The sequence below is a fragment of the Kitasatospora sp. NBC_00039 genome (assembly GCF_045160625.1).
Taxonomy (GTDB): Bacteria; Actinomycetota; Actinomycetes; order Streptomycetales; family Streptomycetaceae; genus Kitasatospora.
The window spans coordinates 100,220-120,355 of sequence record NZ_CP108290.1 but is presented as its reverse complement, the minus strand read 5'-3'; the positions used below and the strand labels follow the sequence as shown (position 1 = coordinate 120,355).

The 20,136-nt window shown below is 74.0% G+C and carries 16 protein-coding genes; 5 read left to right on the top strand and 11 right to left on the bottom strand.

Annotation, left to right across the window (positions count from 1 at the left end):
- The first annotated feature begins 117 nt into the window (after positions 1-117).
- Positions 118-798, top strand: coding sequence for a DUF6445 family protein (locus OG286_RS36785; RefSeq protein ID WP_331741229.1), 681 nt, complete (start codon positions 118-120; stop codon positions 796-798).
- 151 nt (positions 799-949) lie between these two features.
- On the opposite strand, the gene OG286_RS36780 is transcribed toward OG286_RS36785, so the two are convergent.
- Entirely contained in the window at positions 950-1,594 is a 645-nt protein-coding gene (locus OG286_RS36780; RefSeq protein WP_331741227.1) for an endonuclease, read from the bottom strand.
- Positions 1,595-1,659: 65 nt separating this feature from the next.
- Here OG286_RS36780 and murQ point away from each other — a divergent pair, with 65 nt between their 5' ends.
- Together murQ and OG286_RS36770 are read left to right on the top strand one after the other, a co-directional pair.
- Positions 1,660-2,589, top strand: a complete 930-nt coding sequence (gene murQ, locus OG286_RS36775; protein ID WP_331741225.1) for an N-acetylmuramic acid 6-phosphate etherase — start codon at positions 1,660-1,662, stop codon at positions 2,587-2,589.
- Positions 2,590-2,613: 24 nt separating this feature from the next.
- Positions 2,614-3,534 (top strand): Rieske 2Fe-2S domain-containing protein, encoded by a 921-nt coding sequence (locus OG286_RS36770; protein WP_331741223.1) that lies wholly within the window; start codon positions 2,614-2,616, stop codon positions 3,532-3,534.
- Positions 3,535-3,685: 151 nt separating this feature from the next.
- On the opposite strand, the gene OG286_RS36765 is transcribed toward OG286_RS36770, so the two are convergent.
- From OG286_RS36765 to OG286_RS36740, 6 genes are all read right to left on the bottom strand, one after another.
- Positions 3,686-3,919, bottom strand: a complete 234-nt coding sequence (locus OG286_RS36765) for a hypothetical protein (RefSeq protein ID WP_331741221.1) — start codon at positions 3,917-3,919, stop codon at positions 3,686-3,688.
- Between the two features lie 158 nt (positions 3,920-4,077).
- Positions 4,078-5,340 carry an MFS transporter gene (locus OG286_RS36760; RefSeq protein WP_331741220.1) on the bottom strand — a complete coding sequence of 421 codons (1,263 nt, stop codon included), beginning with the start codon at positions 5,338-5,340 and terminating at the stop codon, positions 4,078-4,080.
- Between the two features lie 323 nt (positions 5,341-5,663).
- On the bottom strand, positions 5,664-6,941 hold the full coding sequence (locus tag OG286_RS36755) for an ABC transporter permease subunit (protein ID WP_331741219.1): 1,278 nt from the start codon (positions 6,939-6,941) through the stop codon (positions 5,664-5,666).
- Positions 6,938-7,726, bottom strand: coding sequence for an ATP-binding cassette domain-containing protein (locus tag OG286_RS36750; RefSeq protein ID WP_331741217.1), 789 nt, complete (start codon positions 7,724-7,726; stop codon positions 6,938-6,940). Before OG286_RS36750 ends, OG286_RS36755 begins: the two co-directional genes overlap by 4 nt.
- 107 nt (positions 7,727-7,833) lie before the next feature.
- On the bottom strand, positions 7,834-8,928 hold the full coding sequence (locus tag OG286_RS36745) for a substrate-binding domain-containing protein (RefSeq protein WP_331741215.1): 1,095 nt from the start codon (positions 8,926-8,928) through the stop codon (positions 7,834-7,836).
- A 372-nt stretch (positions 8,929-9,300) separates the two neighbouring features.
- The gene (locus OG286_RS36740) at positions 9,301-10,371 is read right to left on the bottom strand and encodes an AraC family transcriptional regulator (protein WP_331741213.1); all 1,071 of its coding nucleotides are present in this window, start codon (positions 10,369-10,371) and stop codon (positions 9,301-9,303) included.
- A gap of 147 nt (positions 10,372-10,518) precedes the next feature.
- On the opposite strand from OG286_RS36740, the gene OG286_RS36735 reads away from it, so the two are divergent.
- Positions 10,519-11,394, top strand: a complete 876-nt coding sequence (locus OG286_RS36735; protein WP_331741211.1) for an MBL fold metallo-hydrolase — start codon at positions 10,519-10,521, stop codon at positions 11,392-11,394.
- Between the two features lie 79 nt (positions 11,395-11,473).
- On the opposite strand, the gene OG286_RS36730 is transcribed toward OG286_RS36735, so the two are convergent.
- Complete coding sequence (locus tag OG286_RS36730; protein ID WP_331741208.1) at positions 11,474-12,256, bottom strand: NAD(P)-dependent oxidoreductase; 783 nt, start codon at positions 12,254-12,256, stop codon at positions 11,474-11,476.
- Between the two features lie 71 nt (positions 12,257-12,327).
- On the opposite strand from OG286_RS36730, the gene OG286_RS36725 reads away from it, so the two are divergent.
- Positions 12,328-13,287 carry a LysR substrate-binding domain-containing protein gene (locus OG286_RS36725; RefSeq protein WP_331741206.1) on the top strand — a complete coding sequence of 320 codons (960 nt, stop codon included), beginning with the start codon at positions 12,328-12,330 and terminating at the stop codon, positions 13,285-13,287.
- A gap of 54 nt (positions 13,288-13,341) precedes the next feature.
- On the opposite strand, the gene OG286_RS36720 is transcribed toward OG286_RS36725, so the two are convergent.
- The 3 genes from OG286_RS36720 to OG286_RS36710 form a co-directional block, all read right to left on the bottom strand.
- Entirely contained in the window at positions 13,342-13,695 is a 354-nt protein-coding gene (locus OG286_RS36720; RefSeq protein WP_331741204.1) for a hypothetical protein, read from the bottom strand.
- A 92-nt stretch (positions 13,696-13,787) separates the two neighbouring features.
- Positions 13,788-16,157, bottom strand: coding sequence for a SpoIIE family protein phosphatase (locus tag OG286_RS36715; protein WP_331741202.1), 2,370 nt, complete (start codon positions 16,155-16,157; stop codon positions 13,788-13,790).
- Positions 16,154-20,014: a HAMP domain-containing protein gene (locus tag OG286_RS36710; protein ID WP_405366100.1), complete on the bottom strand. Its 3,861-nt coding sequence runs from the start codon at positions 20,012-20,014 to the stop codon at positions 16,154-16,156. Before OG286_RS36710 ends, OG286_RS36715 begins: the two co-directional genes overlap by 4 nt.
- Positions 20,015-20,136 lie beyond the last annotated feature (122 nt).

Here is a 20,136-nt window from a genome sequence, read left to right as displayed (position 1 = left end):
CCCAGGACAACCGCCCTGAGCAGCGACGACAGGCGGCAGCGCCGGCGCGGGCCCCTTGACGAAAGGTTGACCTGCTCACGGCAGAAAGTTGGGCAGTGCCGACCCTATGGTCGGCGCATGCCCTCACAGCCCCTCAGGCGGACCGCCCTGCCGGTCCTGCCCTACCGCAAACCCACGCCCGGCCGGGACTACTGGGTGATCAACGACGTACTGTCCGATCCCGACGCCGTCCGAGAGCGCGTGCTGGCCCGCGGCGAGTGGACCGAGGGCTACCCCTACCGACCCGAGGCGTGGCCGGGGCTGCGCACCATGCCCGGGCTGGAGCCGGACGAGCTGGCCCGGGTCGAGGCACTGGTCCGCAAGGCGACCGGAGCCTCCCGGCTCTGGGTGCAGAGCACTCCCGGCGGCGGGACGCTCAACCACAACTGCGTCCAGGTCGTCGGCGCCGGGGAGTCGACCTCCCGCCCGCACACCGACTCCCGCGCACTCTGCCGCTACGCCGCCGTGCTCTACCTCAGCCCCGGCGCCCCCAAGGACGCCGGGACCAGCTTCTACCGCCAGCAGTTCCCGGGCGGCCGGCTCGGCGGCAACCTGGTCAACGCGCCGCACAACAACCTGGTGGAGGCGCTCGGCACCCGCCACGTCCCCGGCGACGCGTTCACCGAGGACGTCCGCGTCCCCAACCGCTACAACCAGTTGCTGCTCTACCACGCCAACCTGATCCACAGCGCCACCACGTACTACGGCACCGAACTGGAGGAGCGGCGGATGACGGCGGTCTTCTTCTGGATGGCCTGACCCGCGACTACGGGTGGCCAGACCCGCGGTTACGCGTGGCCGGACCGCAGCCGGCCGGGCCGGGCGGACCGGACCGCAGCCGGGCAGGCCCGGCGGACCTGACGAGCCGAGCGGGGCAGACCTGACGCGCCGGGCGGACCGGACGGCCCGTTCACGAAGCGGCCCCCACCAGCTCACGCGGCGCGCCGTGGGCCAGCCCGACCCTGGTCAGCGCAGCGGCGAGGCGGTCCAGGTCCCCGGGCGGGACCAGCTCCGCGAGACCCGCCGGGGACTCCGGGAGGCCCAGCTCAGCCGCCACCGCGAGGGCGCGCCCGTCGAAGAAGGGCCGCAGCTCCGGCCAGACGGCCTGGGCCTCGCGGCAGAAGATCCCGGCGCCGACCGGCCCGATCCGCGGGAACTCCTGGAGCAGTTCCACGACCCGCCCGGGTGCGCCGCCCGCCTCGGTCCGCAGGCGCCGGAGATCGCCGTGCCAACGGTCGAGCAGGAGGTCGGCGCCCCGGCCGAGGGCGGTGGCGGTGCTCTCGTCGTACCGGACGTAGTGGGCGCGTCCGAGGGCCTCCACCCGGGACCGCCAACTCGCCCCGGTCATCGCGCGCGGCGTCCGCAGGCCCGCCGCGAAGAGCTCCCCGGCGGCGGCCACGGCGGTGGCGGCGCCGATCCGGACGGAGCAGAGCACGGTGAGGACGAGCAGTTGGTAGAGCGGCGCCGGGGTGTCGCGCAGCGCGATACCGGCCTCCTCGGCGTAGGTGCGGCCGTACCGCTCCAGCAGGGCGGCAACGGTGCGGTCCTGGTTCATGGCATGCCTCCCTCCCCGGGCACCTGCCCGGGTTGACGCCGCCCATGCACGGGGAGGGTGCACCCATGGAAACGCAACCACCCTCGCAGCCGGTGACCGAGGCGGTGCGGCCCGAGTGGGCCGGGATCGACCGGATGGCGACGCTCGATCTTCTCCGGCTGATGAACGCCGAGGACCGCACCGTCGCCGAGGCGGTGAGCGGCCGGCTGCCGGACATCGCGGCCGTGGTCGACGCGGTCGCCGCCCGCATGGGGCGGGGCGGCCGGCTGCTCTACGCCGGCGCGGGCACGGCCGGTCGGCTCGGGGTGCTGGACGCGAGCGAGTGCCCGCCGACCTTCGGCACCGCGCCCGGCCAGGTGGTCGGCCTGATCGCGGGCGGGCCGCCGGCCCTGGTGGGCGCCGTCGAGGGCGCGGAGGACCGCACCGACCTTGCCGTCGCCGACCTGGAGGCGCTGGCGCCGACGCCGGCCGACAGCCTGGTGGGCATCTCCGCATCGGGCCGGACACCCTACACGGTGGCGGCCGTCCAACGTGCCCGCACGGCCGGGGCGCTGACGGTGGGGCTGGCCTGCGCCCGGGGCTCCGCCCTGGTGGCGGCGGCCGAGCTGGGCATCGAGATCGAGGTCGGGCCCGAGGTGGTGGCGGGCTCGACCCGGCTCAAGGCGGGCACGGCACAGAAGCTGGTGCTGAACCTGATCTCCACCGCCGTCATGGTCCGGCTCGGCAAGACGTACGGAAATCTGATGGTCGACGTCCGCGTGGGCAACGAGAAGCTCCGGGACCGGGCACACCGCATCGTCGCCGGGGCCACCGGCGCCGACGAGGCCACCGTCCGGGCGGCGCTGGCCGCGACCGGCGGCCGGGCCAAGGACGCCGTCCTGGTCGTCCTCGCCGGGGTGGACGCGCCGACCGCCGGCCGGCTTCTCGCTGCCTCGGGCGGACGGCTGCGCGAGGCGCTGGAATCCCTGCCGCCGGGGGCCCGGCCGAGGGGCTGACGCCGGCCACCGCGCGGACCGCGCATGTTTGGAATCCCGGGCAGCGGCCAGCCGCTGACCATGGACACCTTCGCGCACATCTCCCCGTGGTCCCGGCGGCTGCGTGGCGCCTTGGACGCGCCGGCGGGCTGGGACTTCCTGGACGCTCCGGCCGGGCCGCTGCACGACGCGGTCACGGCGCTACCGCTCGGGCCGTTCCGCGACGTCCTGCACGGCGTCCCGCTCGGGCACCCGCTGCACCCGGCCCTGGTGCAGGTGCCGCTCGGCTGCTGGCTCTCCGCGGGCCTGCTCGACCTGACCGGCGGGGACCGGCGGGCGGCGGGCCGGCTGGTCGCCGCGGGCCTGGTCACCGTCGGCCCCGCCGCCCTGGCGGGCTGGGTGGACTGGGCCCGGCTGGATCCGCCGCGGCGACGGACCGGTCTGGTGCACGCGGTCTCCAACACGACCGGGGTCGTGCTGTACGCGGCTTCGCTGGTGGCCCGCTGTCGCGGCCACGGGTTTCACGGGCGGTTGCTCGGCCTGGCCGGGCTGACCGCCGTCTCGGCCGGTGCGGCGCTCGGCGGCCACCTCTCCTACCGGCAGGCGGCCGGGCCGAACCGGGCGGCGGCGGTGCACCGGCTGGCGCCCGCGGACTGGGTGGAGCTGGGCGGGGTCGAGGAGTTCCCGCCTGGTGAACCGGTCCGCCGGAGGGCCGGTGGGGTGGACGTCGTCGTGGTCGCCACCGGGGACGGCTTCGCGGTGCTCGCCGAGCGCTGTTCACATCTCTCCGGCCCGCTCGCGGAGGGCACGGTGGTCGACGGCTGCCTGCGCTGTCCGTGGCACGGCAGCACCTTCCGGCTAGGTGACGGCGAGGTCGTACGCGGGCCGGCCACCGCCGCGCAGCCGGTGTTCGAGACCCGGGTGCGCGCCGGCCGCCTGGAGGCCCGGCTCCCGGGCGCAGGCTGACGGAGCCCGGCGCGCGGCCGGTGCGGTCCCGACCGGCCGCGCGCCGACGGACGGCTGACGCCCCGCCGGGCCGCTCACGCACCGAAGAGCCGCTCACGCACTGACGGGGCGCTCATGCACCGCCGGGCCGCGTCCGCGCCCCGAGGAGTCGCTACGCCTCCTGGGCGTCGAGCCAGCTCAGCAGGACGGTCCGCTCGGCCGGCGTTCCCGGCATGGTGGCGGGGTCCTTGGCCCACCGGCGGATCCGTTCGACGGTCTCGCGATCGAGGTCCATGTAGAGGCGCCAGTGCGCTCGCGGATGGCAGTTCGGGTCAGGCGGCTCCTGGCAGTGGTCGCAGTGGGTGAAGAAGGCGTCCACCAGGCGGTACACGATCTCGTCGGACATGGACGGGGTACTTCCTCACTCTCGGGCTCCGGCACCGCGGGCCTGCCCGGGCCGGCGGCGGTGTGCTCCTTCCAGGGTGTGCGGCAGGCCCCCCGCAACAGGCGGTGCGAACGGCCCGTGCAGCCGGGACCAACGTCCCGACCCCACGGAAGCTCGGCTTACGACGCCGCGCCGGCGTCGCCCCCGCCGCCGGGAGCGCCCCGGAGCCGCATCGCGCCCAGCGCGAGGAGCGCCGTGACGCCGCCCAGCACCATGACCGTGGGGGTCGAGGCGGCGTCCACCACGGCCCCGCCCGCCAGCGCACCGAGCGAGATCGTCGCCTGGAAGGAGGCGGTGAACAGCACGGATGCGGCCTCGGGGGCGTGCGGCGCCGCCGCCAGGAACCAGGCCTGCGAGCAGACCGGCACCGCGCCGTACGCGAATCCCCAGACGAGCAAGAGCAGGAGTGCGCCCGGCCGGCCGGTCCCGAGGACGGGGAGCAGCAGCGTCGCCGCGGCGAGCAGGCCGGCGGCGGCGGTGAAGGTCGGGCGCAGGGCGCGGCGGGCGCGCGGGCCGGCGGCGAAGGTGCCGGCGATGCCCGCGGCGCCGTATGCCAGCAGGGCCGCGGTGATGAGCCCGGGGCCGGCATGGGCCTCGTCGGCGAGGAACGGGGTGATGTACGTGTAGCTGCCGAAGTGCGCGGTCACGACGAGGAGGGTGACGAGCAGGCCGGTGCGGACGGGGGTGTCGCCGAGCAGCCCGCGCAGGACGGCGAGCCGGGTGGCGTGCAGGGGTGGCAGCGGGGGCAGCGTCAGCGCGAGCGCGGCGGCGACCAGCAGGGAGAGGGCCGCCATCGCGAGGAAGGCCGTCCGCCAGCCGGCGAGGTCGCCGAGGTAGACCCCGGCGGGGACGCCGAGCACGGAGCCGAGCGGGACGGCGGAGAAGATCACGGCGGTGGCGACGGCCCGGTGCCGCTCGGCGACGAGGCGGTCGGCGAGGCCCGAGCCGATCGACCAGAAAGCGCCGATGACCAGTCCGACCAGGATCCGCGCGAGCAGCATCGTCCAGTAGGCAGGCGCGAGCGCGCTGAGCAGGTCGGCCGCGGCGAGCACCAGCAGCAGGGCCCACAGCATGGGGCGGCGGTCGATCCGCGCGGTGGCGGCGGTCACGGTCGGGGCGGCGAGGGCGGCCAGCAGGCCGGGGATGGTCATCATCAGTCCGGCGGCACCGTCCGAGATGCGGAAGGTCGCGCCGATCGGGGTGAGCAGGCCGATCGGCAGGATCTCGGTGGTGACGAGGGAGAAGATCCCCGCGGTCAGGGCGAGCACGGCGGACCGGCCGCTCAGTGGCGGACGGGCGGTGGGATCGGTACGAACGGTCCGGGCTGTTCGGGCGGGCAGAGGGGAGGCGGAGGCGGCGGCGGATGAGGAGGCGGCGGACATGGTCCCGTCCTGTCGGGGTGGCGGTGGTCACCCCGAGTCCAGCAGCCCGCCCCCACCGGGCTCCGGCGCATTTGCGACCCGGACGTCCGGCCCGACGGTGAGGTCGCAGAACCGCTGCTCCCCCGAACGCCGGAACGGTCCGCTCCCTCGGAGAACCGAGGAACGGGCCGCTCCCCCGGCAGGACGATCCGCTCCCTCGAAAAGGAACGCGAAAGGGAACGCGAAAAGGGAAGAGGCCCGGTACCCGTGGGGGTGGGTACCGGGCCGTTCGAGGGAGGGCGGGTCAGCGCCCGCGGGTCAGCGAGCGCGTGTCAGCGCCCGGGTCAGCCGCGGCCGGAGGACTTCTGGGTGCGGCGCGAGACCGAGTCGAGCACCACGGCGGCGAGCAGGACGGCACCGGTGATCATGTACTGGATCGCCTGTGCGGCGTGGACCATGTCCAGGCCGGTGGTGATCGACTGGATGACCAGGATGCCGAGCAGCGCGGACCAGGTCTTGCCACGTCCGCCGAAGAGGCTGGTGCCGCCGATCACGGCCGCCGCGATGGCGCTCATCAGGACGTTCCCGCTGCCGAGCGTCTTGTCGGCGGAGCCCTGCTGAGAAGCGATGAACAGACCGCCGAGGCCGGCCAGGCCGGCGGAGATCATGAACACCGAGATGCGGACCCGGGCCACGTTGATGCCCGCCCGGCGGGCCGCCTCGATGCCGCCGCCGACGGCGAAGATCTGCCGGCCGTAGGAGGTGCGGCGCAGCACGAAGTCGGTCAGCACGACCACGCCCAGCAGGATGACCAGCGGCAGCGGCAGGCCGCGGTCCTGGTTGAGCATGTAGGCGCCGACCAGGGAGAGCACGGCGAGGGCGCCGGTGCGCAGCGCGATTTCGCTGGTGCTGCGCGCGGGCAGGCCGGCGGCGGTGCGGCGGCGGGCGTCCAGCAGCTGCCCGGCAAGGAAGACTCCGATGGCGAGGAGCGCGAGCAGCCAGGCGTAGACGATGTCGCCGTCGCCGATGAAGTAGGTGTCGAGGTTGGCGACGACGCCGTCGTTGATGTTGTTGACGGTGCCGAGCTTGCCGAGCACGTAGTCCTGCAGGCCGCTCCAGGCGAGCATGCCGGCCAGGGTGACGACGAAGGCGGGCACGCCGATCTTGGCGAAGAAGAAGCCGTGCAGGGCGCCCATGGCCACCGCGGTGGCGAGGGCGAGCAGGATCGCCAGGCCTTCGTTGAGGCCTTCCCGTACCGCCAGGACGGAGGTGACGGCGGCGCAGACGCCGGCGAGGGAGCCGAGCGAGAGGTCGATCTCACCGAGCAGCAGGACGAACACCACGCCGACCGCGATCAGGCCGGGCCCGGCGATCCACTTGGTGATGTTGGTCAGGTTGTCGGCCTGCAGGAAGTGGCCGGTGACGCTCTGGAAGATGACGGCGATCAGGACCAGGCCGATGACGACCGGCAGCGAGCCGAGATCACCGCTCTTGATCTTGCGGCGGAACTCTTCCAGGTATCCGGCGAAGCCGCCCTGGCGGACCAGCAGCCGGGGGTCGGTCGCCGGTGCGGCGGGGGTTCCTCCCGCGGCCGGGGTGGGGGTGGTCTGGCTGGTGCTCACTTCGCTTCCTCCGCTATGCGTGCCTGGCGCCGGGTGACGGCGTTGTCGGTGGCGCCGGTGATGGCGGAGATGATCTCCTCGTGCGAGGTCCCGGCCACCGGGAAGACCCCGTTGTTGCGGCCCAGGCGCAGGACGGCGACGGTGTCGGCGACCGCCTTGACGTCCGCCATGTTGTGGCTGATCAGGATGACGCCGAGGCCGCGCTCGCGCAGTCGCTCGACCAGGTCGAGGACCTGCGCGGTCTGCTCGACGCCGAGGGCGGCGGTCGGCTCGTCCAGGATGACGATCTTGGGGTCGCCGACCAGGGCACGGGCGATGGCGACGACCTGGCGCTGTCCGCCGGAGAGCGCGGCGATCGGGATCCGCACGCTGGGGATCCGGATCGAGAGGGTATCCAGCAGTTCCTTGGCACGCCGTTCCATGGCGACCTCGTCCAGCGTGCCGTGGCGGCGCAGTTCACGGCCGAGGAAGAGGTTGGCGACGACGTCGAGGTTGTCGCAGAGCGCGAGGTCCTGGTAGACGGTGGCGACGCCGAGCGCCTGGGCGTCCTGGGGGCGGCCGATGCGCACGGCGCGGCCCTCCCAGCTGATCTCGCCCTCGTCGATCGGGTGGACGCCGGCGATCGTCTTGACCAGCGTGGACTTGCCGGCGCCGTTGTCGCCGACCAGCGCGACGACTTCGCCGGCGTGGACGTCGAGGTCGACGTCGGTGAGTGCCTGGACGGCGCCGAAGCGCTTGGAGACCTCGCGCAGCGCCAGTACGGGTGCGCCTGTCACGTGAACCATCTCCTGCGGGGTAGTGCGTGGGGTGGGGTGGGGTTGGCGCAGGGCGGCGGGCCGGCGCTCCCCGGATTGGACGGGGAGCGCCGTGGCCACTGCTCCTGGCGGGCGCGTTACTTGATGCCGGCGGCGGTGCAGGCGGCGGCGAAGTCGGCGGTGCAGATGTCCGCGGCCTTGTAGAGGCCGTCGGCGATGACGGTGTCGTTGATGTTCGCCTTGGTGACGACCTTGGGCTCCAGCAGCTTGGCCGGGATGGCCTTGTCGGTGTCGCTGTCCACGCTCACGGAGGCGACGGACCTGACGTCCTTGCCCTGCAGCAGGTTGACGGCGAGTTCGGCGGCGCTGTCGGCGAGCGGCTTGTACGCCTTGTAGATGGTGTACGCCTGGTCGCCCGCGACGATCCGCTGGACGGCGTCGAGGCCGGCGTCCTGGCCGCCGACCGGCACGCTGATACCGGCGGACTTCAGCTGGGTCACGATGGCGCCCGCCATGCCGTCGTTGGCGGAGTAGACGGCCTGGAACCCGTCCTTGCCGAACTGGGTGATGGCGGCGCCGATCTTCTGGCCGGCCACGGTGGGCTTCCACTCACCGGACTGCTCGTAGACGACCTTCTTGACCTTGCCGTCGAGGGTCTTGTGCGCACCCTCCTTGAACTTGGCGGCGTTCGGGTCGGCCTCGTCACCGTTGATCATGACGATGTTGGAGTCGGCGGCCTTCGCGCCGAGCGCGTCCAGCAGGGCCTGGCCCTGGAGCTCGCCGACCTTCTCGTTGTCGAACGAGACGTAGGCCGAGACCGGGCCGGTGGCCAGGCGGTCGTAGGCGACGACCTTGACGCCCTTGTCGGCGGCCTCCTTCACCCAGGACTGGGTGGACTTGGCGTCGAAGGCGTCCAGGATGATCACCTTCACGCCCTGGGTGATCAGGGTGTCGAACTGCTGCTTCTGCTTGGCGGCGCTGCCCTCGGCGTTGCTGTACTGCACCTTGCAGTCCGGGCAGAGGGACTTGACCTTGGCCTCGATGAACGGCCGGTCGAAGGACTCGTAGCGCGTGGAGGAGGCGTTCTCCGGGAGCAGCAGGCCGACGGACTTGGTGTCACCGGAGCTCGCGGTGTCCTTCTTGTCGCCGCCGGCCTTGCCGCAGGCTGCCATGGACAGGGCCATCGAGACCGCAGCGGTGCCGATGACGAGGCGGCGCGTCATTGCGTTCATGTGGGGGGTGCCTCCCTGACGGTGCCGCAACGCTGCGGCGGGGTGGGAGGAGTAAATCCGCCGCCGCGGCATGACGTCAATAAGTAAATCCAACACCGGACCAGTCGAGGGCTTTTCGTTATCTTCATGAACACCTATCCGCGATTGAAACTTGGAGGAACCTCCGAGTACCAATCTGACAGGGCATGACAGAACGGACGAATCGGCACTCCTGACCGCTGTGACCTGGTACGGACCTGAGGGAGTCGGAGTAGGACCAGAGCATCACGACTCCTTCGCGCGCTCTCCACATTCTCTTGACAAGGACAGGGCAAGTCAGGTCTTGCGTTCAAGAGTTTGAGCGGAGAGCGCGAAACAACCGCCCCACCCGCCTCAGTCGGCACCGGATTCACCCGCGACGCGGGCGCGGTAGCGGCCCGGCGTGGTGCCGAAGAGGCGGCTGAACGCGTGCGAAAGGGCGTACGGCGTGCTGTAGCCGACCCGGCGGGCGATCGCGTCCAGCGGATCGTCGGTCTGACGGAGCAGGGTGGCGGCGCGGGTCATCCGCCACCAGGCGAGGTATGCCATCGGCGGCCGGCCGACCAGGGCGGTGAAGCGCCGGGTGAGCGTGGCACGGGAGACGCCTGCCTCGGCGGCGAGGTCGTCGGTGCTCCAGGCCCGGGCCGGGTCCTCGTGCACGGCCCGCAGCGCGGCGGCCACCACCGGGTCGCCGAGCGCCGCCGGCCAGCGCCCGCCGGACGTGGGACCTCCGGACGTGGGACCTCCGGACGTGGGACCTCCGGACGTGAGACCGCCGGACGTGAGACCGCCGGACGTGGGATCGGCCGCCTCGGGCGGCGATGCCGACCGGTCGGCCCCGGACTCCTTCGTCAGCCAGGCCCGCACCATGTACACCAGCAACAGGTCGATCAGGCTGGGCACGGCCAGCGCCGAGCCGGCCCGGTCGGCGACCAGCTCGCCGCCCAGCAGGTCCACGGCAGCCCGCAGCTGGGGGTGGCTGCCGACCCGGTTCGGCAGGTGGACGACGTCCGGCAGCTCCTGCATCAGCGGGTGCGTGCGGCTGTGGTCCAGCCGGTACTTGCCGCAGAGCAACTCGGCGACGGGCCCCGCCTGTTCGGGGGCACCGGCGGGCGGGGTCGGGACCGGGCGGCCGGGACCGAGCAGCCGGTCGACGGAGACCGCCCGCGCGGCCTCCGCCGGCTCCAACGGCGCGCTCGCGATCACGTGGCCCGTCCCGTGCGGCAGCAGCACCGCGTCCCCCGAGCCGAGGCTCACCGGCGCGCCACCGTCCGGCAGCAGCCAGCAGCCGCCCTCCAGCACCACATGGAAACCGGCCCCGTCGTAGCCGGGGATCCGCGCGCACCACCGGCCCCCCACCCGCAGCCGGTTGGACGACGGCTGTCCGATCCGCACGGCGGCAATCGCGTCACTGACCACATCCATGGGCCCATGCTAGTCGTACAGCGCATGGTTGAGCCGCTCCCGTATCCGGATGAGCTGTTCACGCATTGAGCAGCTCACGCGCTGCTCCATAGGCTCTGGTCAGCGGAGGCGAGAGTGCCGCCGCAGGACCTCGCGGGGAGAGACACCATGGAGCGGATCGTGCTCGGCGACGCCGAGATCATCAGGGTGGTCGAGTGGCAGGGGCCGTTCGTACCGGCCCCTGCCCTCGTGCCCGGGGTGGCGGCCGCCACCTGGAAGGAGAACGAGCACTGGCTGGCACCCGACCACTGGGAGCCGTCCACCGACAGCTACGTCGGAACACTGCAGACCTGGGTCATCCGCCACGGGGGCCGGACCGTGCTGGTGGACACGGGCGTCGGCAACGGACGCGAGCGCCCGAACTCGCCGCAGTTCCACCACCGGCAGGGTGACTTCCCCGGCCGGCTCGCGGCGGCGGGCGTACGACCGGAGGAGGTCGACGTGGTGGTCAACACCCACCTGCACGCCGACCACGTCGGCTGGAACACCGTCGACCAGGGCGGTACGTGGGTGCCCACCTTCCCCAACGCCGTCTACCTCATGCCGGCCGCCGACCACGCCGGCCTCGCCGCCGCCACCGATCCGCAGGACGACCGGTACCAGATGTTCGCCGACAGCATCCTGCCGGTCCAGCAGGCCGGGCAGGCGGTGCGCTGGGAGGGCACCCACCGGATCGACGACGCACTCACCCTGGAGGCCGCGCCCGGCCACACCCCCGGCTCCTCGGTGCTCCGGCTCGCTTCGCGCGGCGAACGGGCCGTGTTCGTGGGTGACTTGCTGCACAGCCCGGTACAGCTCCTGCACCCCTCCTGCAACAGCTGCTTCTGCGAGGACCCGGCCAAGGCCGCGGCAAGCCGGCTGCGCGTCCTCGAACGGGCGGCGGACAAGCGCGAGTTGGTCATCCCGGCGCACTTCGGTGGCACGGGAGCCGCCGAAGTGCGGCGCGACGGTTCGGGGTTCACCGTCTCCCGCTGGGCGGCCTGAGGCGGAGCCCGCCCGGCCCGGACCCCCGTGCCGGGCCGGGCCGGGAAGCGGCCCCGCATGGGGGCCTGACCGCCCCCGGTCAGCGCCGGATCGCGTCGACCACCCGGGAGAGGTCCTGCTCGGCGACGTCCGGGTGGGCGAGCAGGACGTCCCGGACGGCGGTGAGGACGGGGCCGCCGCCGGCCAGGGCGAGGTCCTTGGCCGCCAGCCGGACCGGGAAGTCGGAGTCCTCGCTGCGGGCGCGCGCCACCGCGCCGGCCAGCGGCCCCCGGGAGAGCGCGCCGAGGGCGAGCTCCTCCGGCAGGCCCAGCGAGTCGGCCAGCGCGAGCGCCTCGCCGACCACCGCGACCGCCCCGACCATCGCACCGATCACGACGAGCTTGAGGGCGGCACCCGCACCGGGGCCGCCGCAGCGCACCACGGTGCCGAGGACGTCGAGCACCGGCTGCGCGCGGTCGAGGTCCTCGGTCCGGCCGCCCGCCAGCACGGTCAGGCTGCCGGCGGCGGCCGGGCCGACGCTGCCCAGCACCGGCGCGTCCACCAGGGCCACCCCGTCGGACAGTCGGCCGCGAAGAGCAGCCGTGGCGTCCGGACCGATGGACGACATGTCGATCCAGAGCGTGCCGGGTGCCAGCTCCGCCGCGAACTGTCCGGCCACCGACTCGACCGCCGCCGGGTCGGCCAGCATGGTGATGACGACGCCGGCGCCGGCGACGGCCTCGGTGGGCGTCGCCGCCGCGTCGAGCCCCTCGGTCTTGGCGGGGCTGCGGTTCCACACCGTCAACGGGTGTCCGGCGGAGGCGAGTCGACGGGCCATCGGCAGGCCCATCCGGCCGAGTCCGAGAAATGCGATCTTTTCCATGGCCTCCACGCTAGGGAGGGCAAAGACAGGCGACAAGCGAATGTCTCGCATGGTAGCCATGCGGAATGGACATGTCCTGGCTCGAAGTCTTCCGCACCGCCGCCCGCCTGGGCTCGTTCACCGCCGCCGGTGAGCGACTCGGGTTCACCCAGTCGGCGATATCCCGTCAGATCTCGACCCTGGAGGCGGAGTTCGGTGTCGTCCTGTTCGACCGGCTGGCGCGCGGAGTCCGGCTCACCGAGCACGGACGCACGCTGCTGCCGCACGCGGAGGCGCTGCTCGACCGCCTCGACGGCACCCGGCGCGAGCTGGCCGCCCTGACCGGGCTCAACCTCGGCCGGCTGCGGGTAGGCGCCTTCGACAGTGCCAACGCCGCCCTGGTGCCGGGCGCCCTGGCAGCCTTCCGGGCCGCCCACCCCCAGGTCTCGGTCTCGCTCACCGAGGGGCTCTCGGCCGCCCTGCTCGACCGGCTGCGGGAGGGCGACACCGACCTCGCGGTGGTCGTCGGCCCTCCCGACCAGCCCTACGACGCTGAGGCGTTCGACCTCCGGCCGCTGGTCGAGGACGTGGTCCTGGTGGCGCTCCCCCGCGACCACCCGCTGGCCGGCCGAAGCCGCCTGCGGCTGGCCGAACTCGCCGAGGAGAACTGGATCGCCGGCAGCCGCGACGTCGAGTCCACCCTGCTCGCCGCCGGACTGCGCAGCGGGTTCCGGCCCCGCATCGAGTACGTGGTGGCGGGCTGGACCGCCAAGTTGGGCTTGGTCGCCGCCGGGCTGGGGCCCACCCTCATCCCGTCGCTGGCCGCGCGCGCCGCACGACCCGACGTCGCCCTGGCCGCCCTGCACCCCGAGGACACCCCCGTCCGCCTGGTGCAGACGGCCACCCGCCGCGGCCAGTCCCTGCCACCGGCCATCACCGCTTTCCTCGACATCCTCCGGGCGGCAGCAGGAGCACCGGGAGCACCCGGATCGGCACAAGCACCGGGAGCGGCAGAACCAGCGGGAGCAGCCGGAGCACCGGCCCTGCCGTGACGCCGGGCCCGCGGCCGCGCCCGCGGCCAGGCCTGCCGGGGCAGGCGACAGGCGCTACGCCCGCCCGACCCGCACCCCGCCGAGCAGGCCCCAGGCGTCCACCCGGACGGTCGGGCCGCCGGGCTCGGTCGGCCCGTCGTCGCTCACCCCGCCGAGGCGCAGGCCGCCCACCACCACGCGCACGTTCGGCCGGACGGTGAGGCGCACCCCGCCTATCAGGCTCAGCTTGGTGATCCGCAGCTCGGCGCCGTCCGGGAGGTCCACGTCGGTCAGGTCGACGTCCGCGCCGCCGATCAGCGAGGCCGTCACCGTCCGCTCGTGGATGGTCTTCCCGGCCAGCCGGTGACCGCCGATGATGCTCACGTGGAGGTCGGTCCGGTCGGTGTCCTGCTCGATGCTCTTCGTCATGCCCCTACGGTAGGGCTCCCGCCTCGCCGCCCGGCAGTGTGTCAGTGCCTGCCTTTCCCGTGACAGTTGTCACCCCCCGGGCCCCGGCGATGTCACTCGGCCCGGACGGCGATCAGGCAGGTGTCGTCCTCGGTGTCGGCCGGGCTGAGCTCCAACAACCGGTCGAGGTACTGCTCCAGGTCGTCGCCGGGGGCGCCGGCCGCGCGGATCAGCTCGTCCACCGAGTCCTCGACCGGCCGGTCGCGCCGCTCCACCAGCCCGTCGGTGTAGAGCAGCAGGACGTCGCCGGGGTCCAGCCGCCCGGTTCGCTCCTCGTACTCCGTCCCTTCCAGCGCCCCGAGCAGCACGCCGTGCGGCAGTGGCAGCACCTCCGCTCCGGCCCTGCCGAGCCGGATCGGCGGCAGGTGGCCCGCCCTGGCCCAGCGCAGCGCGCCGGTGACCGGGTCGAAGAGCACGCAGACGGCGGTGGCGGTGACCTCGCCGGGTTCGCGCAGGGCGACGGTGTTGGCCCAGCCGAGCAGCCGGCCGGGGCCGGCGCCGGTGACGGCGAGGCCACGCAGTGCGTGCCGGAGCGCGACCATGCCGGTGGCCGCCCCGACGCCGTGGCCGGCCACGTCGCCGACGGCGAGCAGCACCTTCCGGTCGGGCAGCAGCAGGACGTCGTACCAGTCACCCCCGACCCGGTCGTGCTGGGCCGCCGGACGGTAGCGGACGGCGGCGTGCAGCCCGGTGGTGCCGAGCGGCGGCGGCTCGGGCGGCAGGATCGCCTGCTGGAGCCGGAGGGCGAGCCGCTCGCGCTCGGCGGCCTCCTGTTCGGTGTCGGCGAGCCGCTCCCGGGTGGCACCGAGCGCGACCTCGGTCCAGTGCTGGGAGGAGACGTCGTGGTACGCGCCGCGGACCGCGGTCAGCCGGCCCGCGTCGTCGACGACGGGCTCGGCGATGATCCGGGTGTAGCGCTGGGAGCCGTCGGGCCGGACCAGCCGGAAGACCGCGAAGGAGGAGCGGTGGCGCCGCTGGACGGTGTCCAGCAGGCGGCGGACGGCGGGCTCGTCGTCCGGGTGGGCGTGGTCGGCGAGGCGGGCCAGCGGGACGGGCGGGGCCTCGGGCGGCAGCCCGTAGAGTTCGGCGAGGCCGTCGTTCCAGAGGATCCGGCCGGTCGCCGTGGATTCCTCGAACCCGCAGACCCGGGCGAGCCGTTGGGCCTGGCGCAGCAGCCCGGCCTGCTCGCCCTCGCCGTCCCGTTCGGTGGTGAGCTGCCAGCTGACCAGCAGCCGTCCGTCCAGCGGGGCGACGGAGAGCCGGACGGTGGCGGGCAGCGGGGCGTCGCCGCGGCGGAAGACCAGGTGCAGGCGCTCGCCGGGCCGGGGCTCGCCGGTGGTGTGGGCGTCGGCGAGCAGGTCGTAGAGGCCGGCGGCGCAGGCGTCCGGGTAGGTCTCCAGCAGCGACGCGCCCTCCAGGGCGGCCCGGGGGCGGTCGAGCGGGTCGCGGAACCGCGCGTTGGTCCGGGCGATCCGGAAGTCGGCCAACCGGCCGTCGCGGAGCAGCGGTTCCAGCAGCAACGCGGGGGTGAGCAGGCCGTCGAGCAGCGCACCGGCCGGGTCGGGTGCCGGCGGGCCCGGCGGGTCGGGCGGGTCGCTGGTGTCGAGCAGGGTGGCGCAGAGGTCGGCGAGGGCGTACAGCTGGCGGCGGAGGCTCTGGGTGAGGGCTGGGGCGGGCCCCGGCCAGAGCAGTTCGAGCGCGCCGCGGCGCCGGCCGGCGTCGACCAGTGGAAGGACGGCGCGGTCGGCCGTGGGCCCGCCGACCGAGACGGCGGAGCGGCGCCGACCGGTGGGCCAGAGCTCGCGCCCGGTGTGCACGACGTACTGGGCGGGGGTGTCGACGCCTGGCGGGACGCGGCTCCAGGGCTGCGCCTCGGCGGTGGTCAGGCCCGCGTGGCCGGCCAGCGCGAGTGCTCCGCCGGGCAGACGCTGCCAGAGCACGACGGCGCGGGCGCCGAGTGGTCCGGCGCTCTGGTCGAGTACGGCCTCGGCCGCCCGTTGCAGGTCGGGGACGGCGGCCAGGGCCGGGGCGGCGAGGAGGGGGCCGGGCCCGGCTGGTCCGCCGGACCCGCCGGGCGGTTCGCCGGGCTCGGGCGGCTTCACGGCCTCGGGCGACGTCACGGCCTCGGGCGACGTCTGGGGCGCGGACAGCCGCACGGCCTCGGGCGCTCCCGCGAGGTCGGCGGCGAGCACGGCGACGGGCTGCCCGGCCTCACGGGCCAGCCGGGCGAGGCGGGCAGCGGCCTCGGCGGGCGTGCACCGCAGCCGTTCGGCGAGGATCCCGGTGGCGACGTCCACCGCGGCCCGGTCCCGTTCCCCGGCCCGCAGCCGGTCGGCGTCCTGCCGGAGCCGGCGGACGGTGTCGGCGAGCTCCTGCGCGACGGCCCCGGCACCACCCTGCCCGGCACCGTGCCCGGCTGTCATGACACGTCCAGCCAGTGCCGCATCCGGTCGAGCAGGCGCTCGGTGTCGACGGGCTTGGTGATGTGGTCGTCGGCGCCGGCGTCCAGGCTCTTGGCCCGGTCCCCGGGCATCGCCTTGGCGGTGACGGCGATCACCGGGATCCGGGCGAGCCGCCGGTCGGCCCGGATCGCGCCGATCGCGGCGTAGCCGTCGAGCCCGGGCATCATCACGTCCATCAGGACCACGTCGGTCTCGGGGTGGGCGCGGAGTTGGTCGAGCCCGGCCCGGCCGTCGGCCGCGTACAGGACGGTCACGCCGCGCTGTTCCAGGGCGGCGGTGAGCGCGAACACGTTGCGCACGTCGTCGTCCACGATCAGGGCGGTACGCCCGGCGAGCGGCTCGTCGGCGGCCCGCGCGCGGTCCGGCGGGGCGGTGGGGCGCCCGCCCAGGCAGCCGATGATCCGTTCGCGCAGCTCGTCCAGGCCGGTGACGGACTCGATCCCGCCCGGGCCCGGCCCGCCCGGCCCGTCGCCCCGGTAGCCGAGGACGGGCGCCGCGCCGACCCGCTCGCCCAGCGCGGTCGCGGCCGCCCGGAGGAAGTCCGCGGGCAGCGCCAGGTCGAGGACGGTGCAGCGGTACGGGCCCTGGTCGAGCGCGGCCCGCAGCCCGTCCTGGTCGCCGGCGGTGCGGACCAGGGCCGGGGGCGTCCGGTCGCCGAGCGCGGCCGCCGCGTTCCCGGCGAGCAGGGTCAGCAGTCCGGGCGGACCTGCCTCGACCACCAGCACGCTCGGCTCGGCCGGGGCCATGGGCGGGGCAGCTGCGGTGTCCCGCTCCTGCTCCCGGGTGCCGAGCGGCAGGTAGAGGGTGAAGCAGCTGCCCGCGCCGGGGCTGGACTTGACGGTGATGGTGCCGCCGAGCAGCCGGGCCAGCTCGCGACTGATCGACAACCCGAGGCCGGTGCCGCCGTAGCGGCGGCTGGTCGTGCCGTCGGCCTGCTGGAAGGCGCCGAAGACGGTGTCCAGGTGGGCGGGGTCGATGCCGATGCCGGTGTCCTCCACCCGGAACGCCACCGCCGCGCCGGCCCGGCCGAGTTCGTCCGGGAGGCCGGCGCCGGAGACGCGCTCGATCCTCAGCTCGACCCGCCCGGTGTCGGTGAACTTGAGCGCGTTGGACAGCAGGTTGCGCAGCACCTGGCGCAACCTGGCCTGGTCGGTGACCAGTTCGGCGGGCACGGCCGGGTCGACGGTGACGCCGAAGGACAGCTCCTTCTGGTCGGCCAGCGGCTTGAACGCGGACTCGACGTACTCCAACAGCTCGCGCACGGCGAAGGGTTCGGGGCTGAGCTCCACCTTCCCGGCCTCGACCTTGGAAAGGTCGAGGATGTCGTTGATGAGCTGGAGCAGGTCGGAGCCGGCCGAGTGGATGACGCCAGCGTACTCGACCTGCTTGGGCGTCAGGTTGCCGGCCGGGTTCTGGGCGAGCAACTGGGCGAGGATCAGCAGGCTGTTGAGCGGGGTGCGCAGCTCGTGGCTCATGTTGGCCAGGAACTCGGACTTGTACATCGAGGCGAGGCTGAGCTCCCGGGCCCGCTCCTCCAGCTCCTGCCGGGCCTGCTCGATCTCCAGGTTCTTGGCCTCGATGTCGCGGTTGCGCTCGGCCAACAGGGCCGCCTTCTCCTCCAGTTCGGCGTTGGAGCGCCGCAGCTCCTGCTGGCCATCCTGCAACTCCTCGGACCGGGCCTGGAGTTCGGCGGTGAGCCGCTGGGACTCGCCGAGCAGTTCGTCGGTGCGCGCGTTGGCCAGCAGGGTGCCGATGTTGACGCCGCAGGACTCGGCGAACTGCTCCAGGAAGTCGCGGTGGACCTGGCTGAAGGGGTGGACGGAGGCGAACTCCAGCACGCCGATCAGCCACTCCTCCAGGGCGATCGGCAGGATCACCAGCGCGCGGGCGTCCGCCCGTCCGGCTCCGGAGGCGAGGGTGGCGTAGCCGGGCGGCAGGTCGTCGACGGCGACGGTGCGGCGGCTGCGGGCGGCCTGGCCGACCAGGGACTCGCCGAGCCGCAGCCGTTGCGGCCCCTCGCCGAGCGCACGGCCGTAGCAGCTGATCAGGGCGAGCTCGGTGCCGGAGGGGGTCTCCTCGGCGAGGTAGAACGCGCCGAACTGGGCGCCGACCAGCGGCGTCAGCTCGTCGGTGATCATTTCGGCGACGGCCCGGATCTCCCGCCGGGCCTGGACCGCGCCGGAGAACCGGGCGAGGTTGGTCTTGAGCCAGTCCTGTTCCTGGTTGGCGCGGGTGGTCTCGCGCAGCGACCCGACCATCGCGTTGATGTTGTCCTTGAGGTCGGCGACCTCGCCGGAGGCGTCGACGGTGATCGACCGGGTGAGGTCCCCGGCGGCGACGGCGCTGGTCACCTCGGCGATCGCGCGGACCTGCCGGGTGAGGTTGCCGGCCAGGCCGTTGACGTTCTCGGTGAGCCGCTTCCAGGTGCCGGAGACGCCCTCGACCTCGGCCTGGCCGCCCAGCCGGCCCTCGCTGCCGACCTCCCGGGCGACCCGGGTCACCTCGGCGGCGAACGAGGAGAGCTGGTCGACCATGGTGTTGATGGTGGTCTTCAGCTCCAGGATCTCGCCGCGGGCGTCCACGTCGATCTTGAGCGTGAGGTCGCCCTGGGCGACGGCGGTGGTGACCTGGGCGATGTTGCGGACCTGGTTGGTGAGGTTGTTCGCCATCGAGTTGACGTTCTCGGTGAGGTCCTTCCACGTCCCGGCGACGTTCGGGACGAGCGCCTGGCCGCCGAGGATGCCCTCGGTGCCGACCTCGCGGGCGACGCGGGTCACCTCGTCGGCGAACGCGGACAGGGTGTCCACCATGGTGTTGATCGCGTCGGCGAGCGCGGCCACCTCGCCCTCGGCCTCGACGGTGATCCGGCGCGAGAGGTCTCCGCGGGCGACCGCCGTCGCCACCTCGGACATCGAGCGGACCTGTCCGGTGAGGTTGGAGGCCATCACGTTGACGTTGTCGGTGAGGTCCTTCCAGGTGCCCGAGACGCCCCGGACGGTGGCCTGCCCGCCGAGGTTGCCGGCCGTGCCGACCTCCCGGGCCACCCGGGTGACCTCGTCCGCGAAGGCGGAGAGCTGGTCGACCATCGTGTTGATGGTCTCCTTGAGCTCCAGGATCTCGCCGCGCGCGTCCACCCGGATCTTCTGGGTGAGGTCGCCGCCGGCGACCGCGGTGGCGACCTGGGCGATCGCCCGGACCTGGCTGGTGAGGTTGCCGGCCATGAAGTTCACCGAGTCGGTGAGGTCCCGCCAGGTGCCGGCCACCCCGGGCACCTGCGCCTGCCCGCCGAGCCGCCCGTCGGTGCCCACCTCCCGGGCCACCCGGGTCACCTCGTCCGCGAAGGCGGAGAGCTGGTCGACCATGGTGTTGACGGTGTTCTTGAGCTCCAGGATCTCGCCGCGCGCGTCCACCTCGATCTTCTGGGTGAGGTCGCCGCGGGCCACCGCCGTGGTGACCTGGGCGATGTTCCGCACCTGCCAGGTCAGGTTGCCCGCCATCGCGTTGACGGAGTCGGTGAGGTCCTGCCACGTGCCGAAGACGCCGGGCACCTGTGCCTGCCCGCCGAGCCGCCCGTCGGCGCCCACCTCACGAGCGACCCTGGTCACCTCGGAGGTCACCCGGGAGAGTTGCTCGGCCATGCCGTTGAAGACGGTGGCGATCTCACCCAGCAAGCCGGGCTGGTCGGCGGCGAGCCGGGTGCCGAAGTCTCCGTCGCGCACCGCCGTCAGGCCGTCCAGCAGTCGGCGCAGGCCTGGCTCGGCCAGCTCCGCGGGCGGGCCTGCGGGCGTGGCCGACGAATCCACCGGGAGGTCGTCCACTGGTCCCAGCCTCCGGATCGGGCGGGGCGCACGACGGGGCGCTCCGTCCGGGCTGCCCCGAGCTGTGGGGGCGGCGGCGCCGCCCCGTTCCACTCTGCCACCGGAGCGACGGCGGCGACACG

Coding starts and splice junctions, on each gene's coding strand:
- OG286_RS36785 (WP_331741229.1), top strand. CDS start 118: ATGCCCTCACAGCCCCTCAGGCGGACCGCCCTGCCGGTCCTGCCCTAC.
- OG286_RS36780 (WP_331741227.1), bottom strand. CDS start 1,594: ATGAACCAGGACCGCACCGTTGCCGCCCTGCTGGAGCGGTACGGCCGC.
- murQ (WP_331741225.1), top strand. CDS start 1,660: ATGGAAACGCAACCACCCTCGCAGCCGGTGACCGAGGCGGTGCGGCCC.
- OG286_RS36770 (WP_331741223.1), top strand. CDS start 2,614: ATGTTTGGAATCCCGGGCAGCGGCCAGCCGCTGACCATGGACACCTTC.
- OG286_RS36765 (WP_331741221.1), bottom strand. CDS start 3,919: ATGTCCGACGAGATCGTGTACCGCCTGGTGGACGCCTTCTTCACCCAC.
- OG286_RS36760 (WP_331741220.1), bottom strand. CDS start 5,340: ATGTCCGCCGCCTCCTCATCCGCCGCCGCCTCCGCCTCCCCTCTGCCC.
- OG286_RS36750 (WP_331741217.1), bottom strand. CDS start 7,726: ATGGTTCACGTGACAGGCGCACCCGTACTGGCGCTGCGCGAGGTCTCC.
- OG286_RS36745 (WP_331741215.1), bottom strand. CDS start 8,928: ATGAACGCAATGACGCGCCGCCTCGTCATCGGCACCGCTGCGGTCTCG.
- OG286_RS36740 (WP_331741213.1), bottom strand. CDS start 10,371: ATGGATGTGGTCAGTGACGCGATTGCCGCCGTGCGGATCGGACAGCCG.
- OG286_RS36735 (WP_331741211.1), top strand. CDS start 10,519: ATGGAGCGGATCGTGCTCGGCGACGCCGAGATCATCAGGGTGGTCGAG.
- OG286_RS36730 (WP_331741208.1), bottom strand. CDS start 12,256: ATGGAAAAGATCGCATTTCTCGGACTCGGCCGGATGGGCCTGCCGATG.
- OG286_RS36725 (WP_331741206.1), top strand. CDS start 12,328: ATGTCCTGGCTCGAAGTCTTCCGCACCGCCGCCCGCCTGGGCTCGTTC.
- OG286_RS36720 (WP_331741204.1), bottom strand. CDS start 13,695: ATGACGAAGAGCATCGAGCAGGACACCGACCGGACCGACCTCCACGTG.
- OG286_RS36715 (WP_331741202.1), bottom strand. CDS start 16,157: ATGACAGCCGGGCACGGTGCCGGGCAGGGTGGTGCCGGGGCCGTCGCG.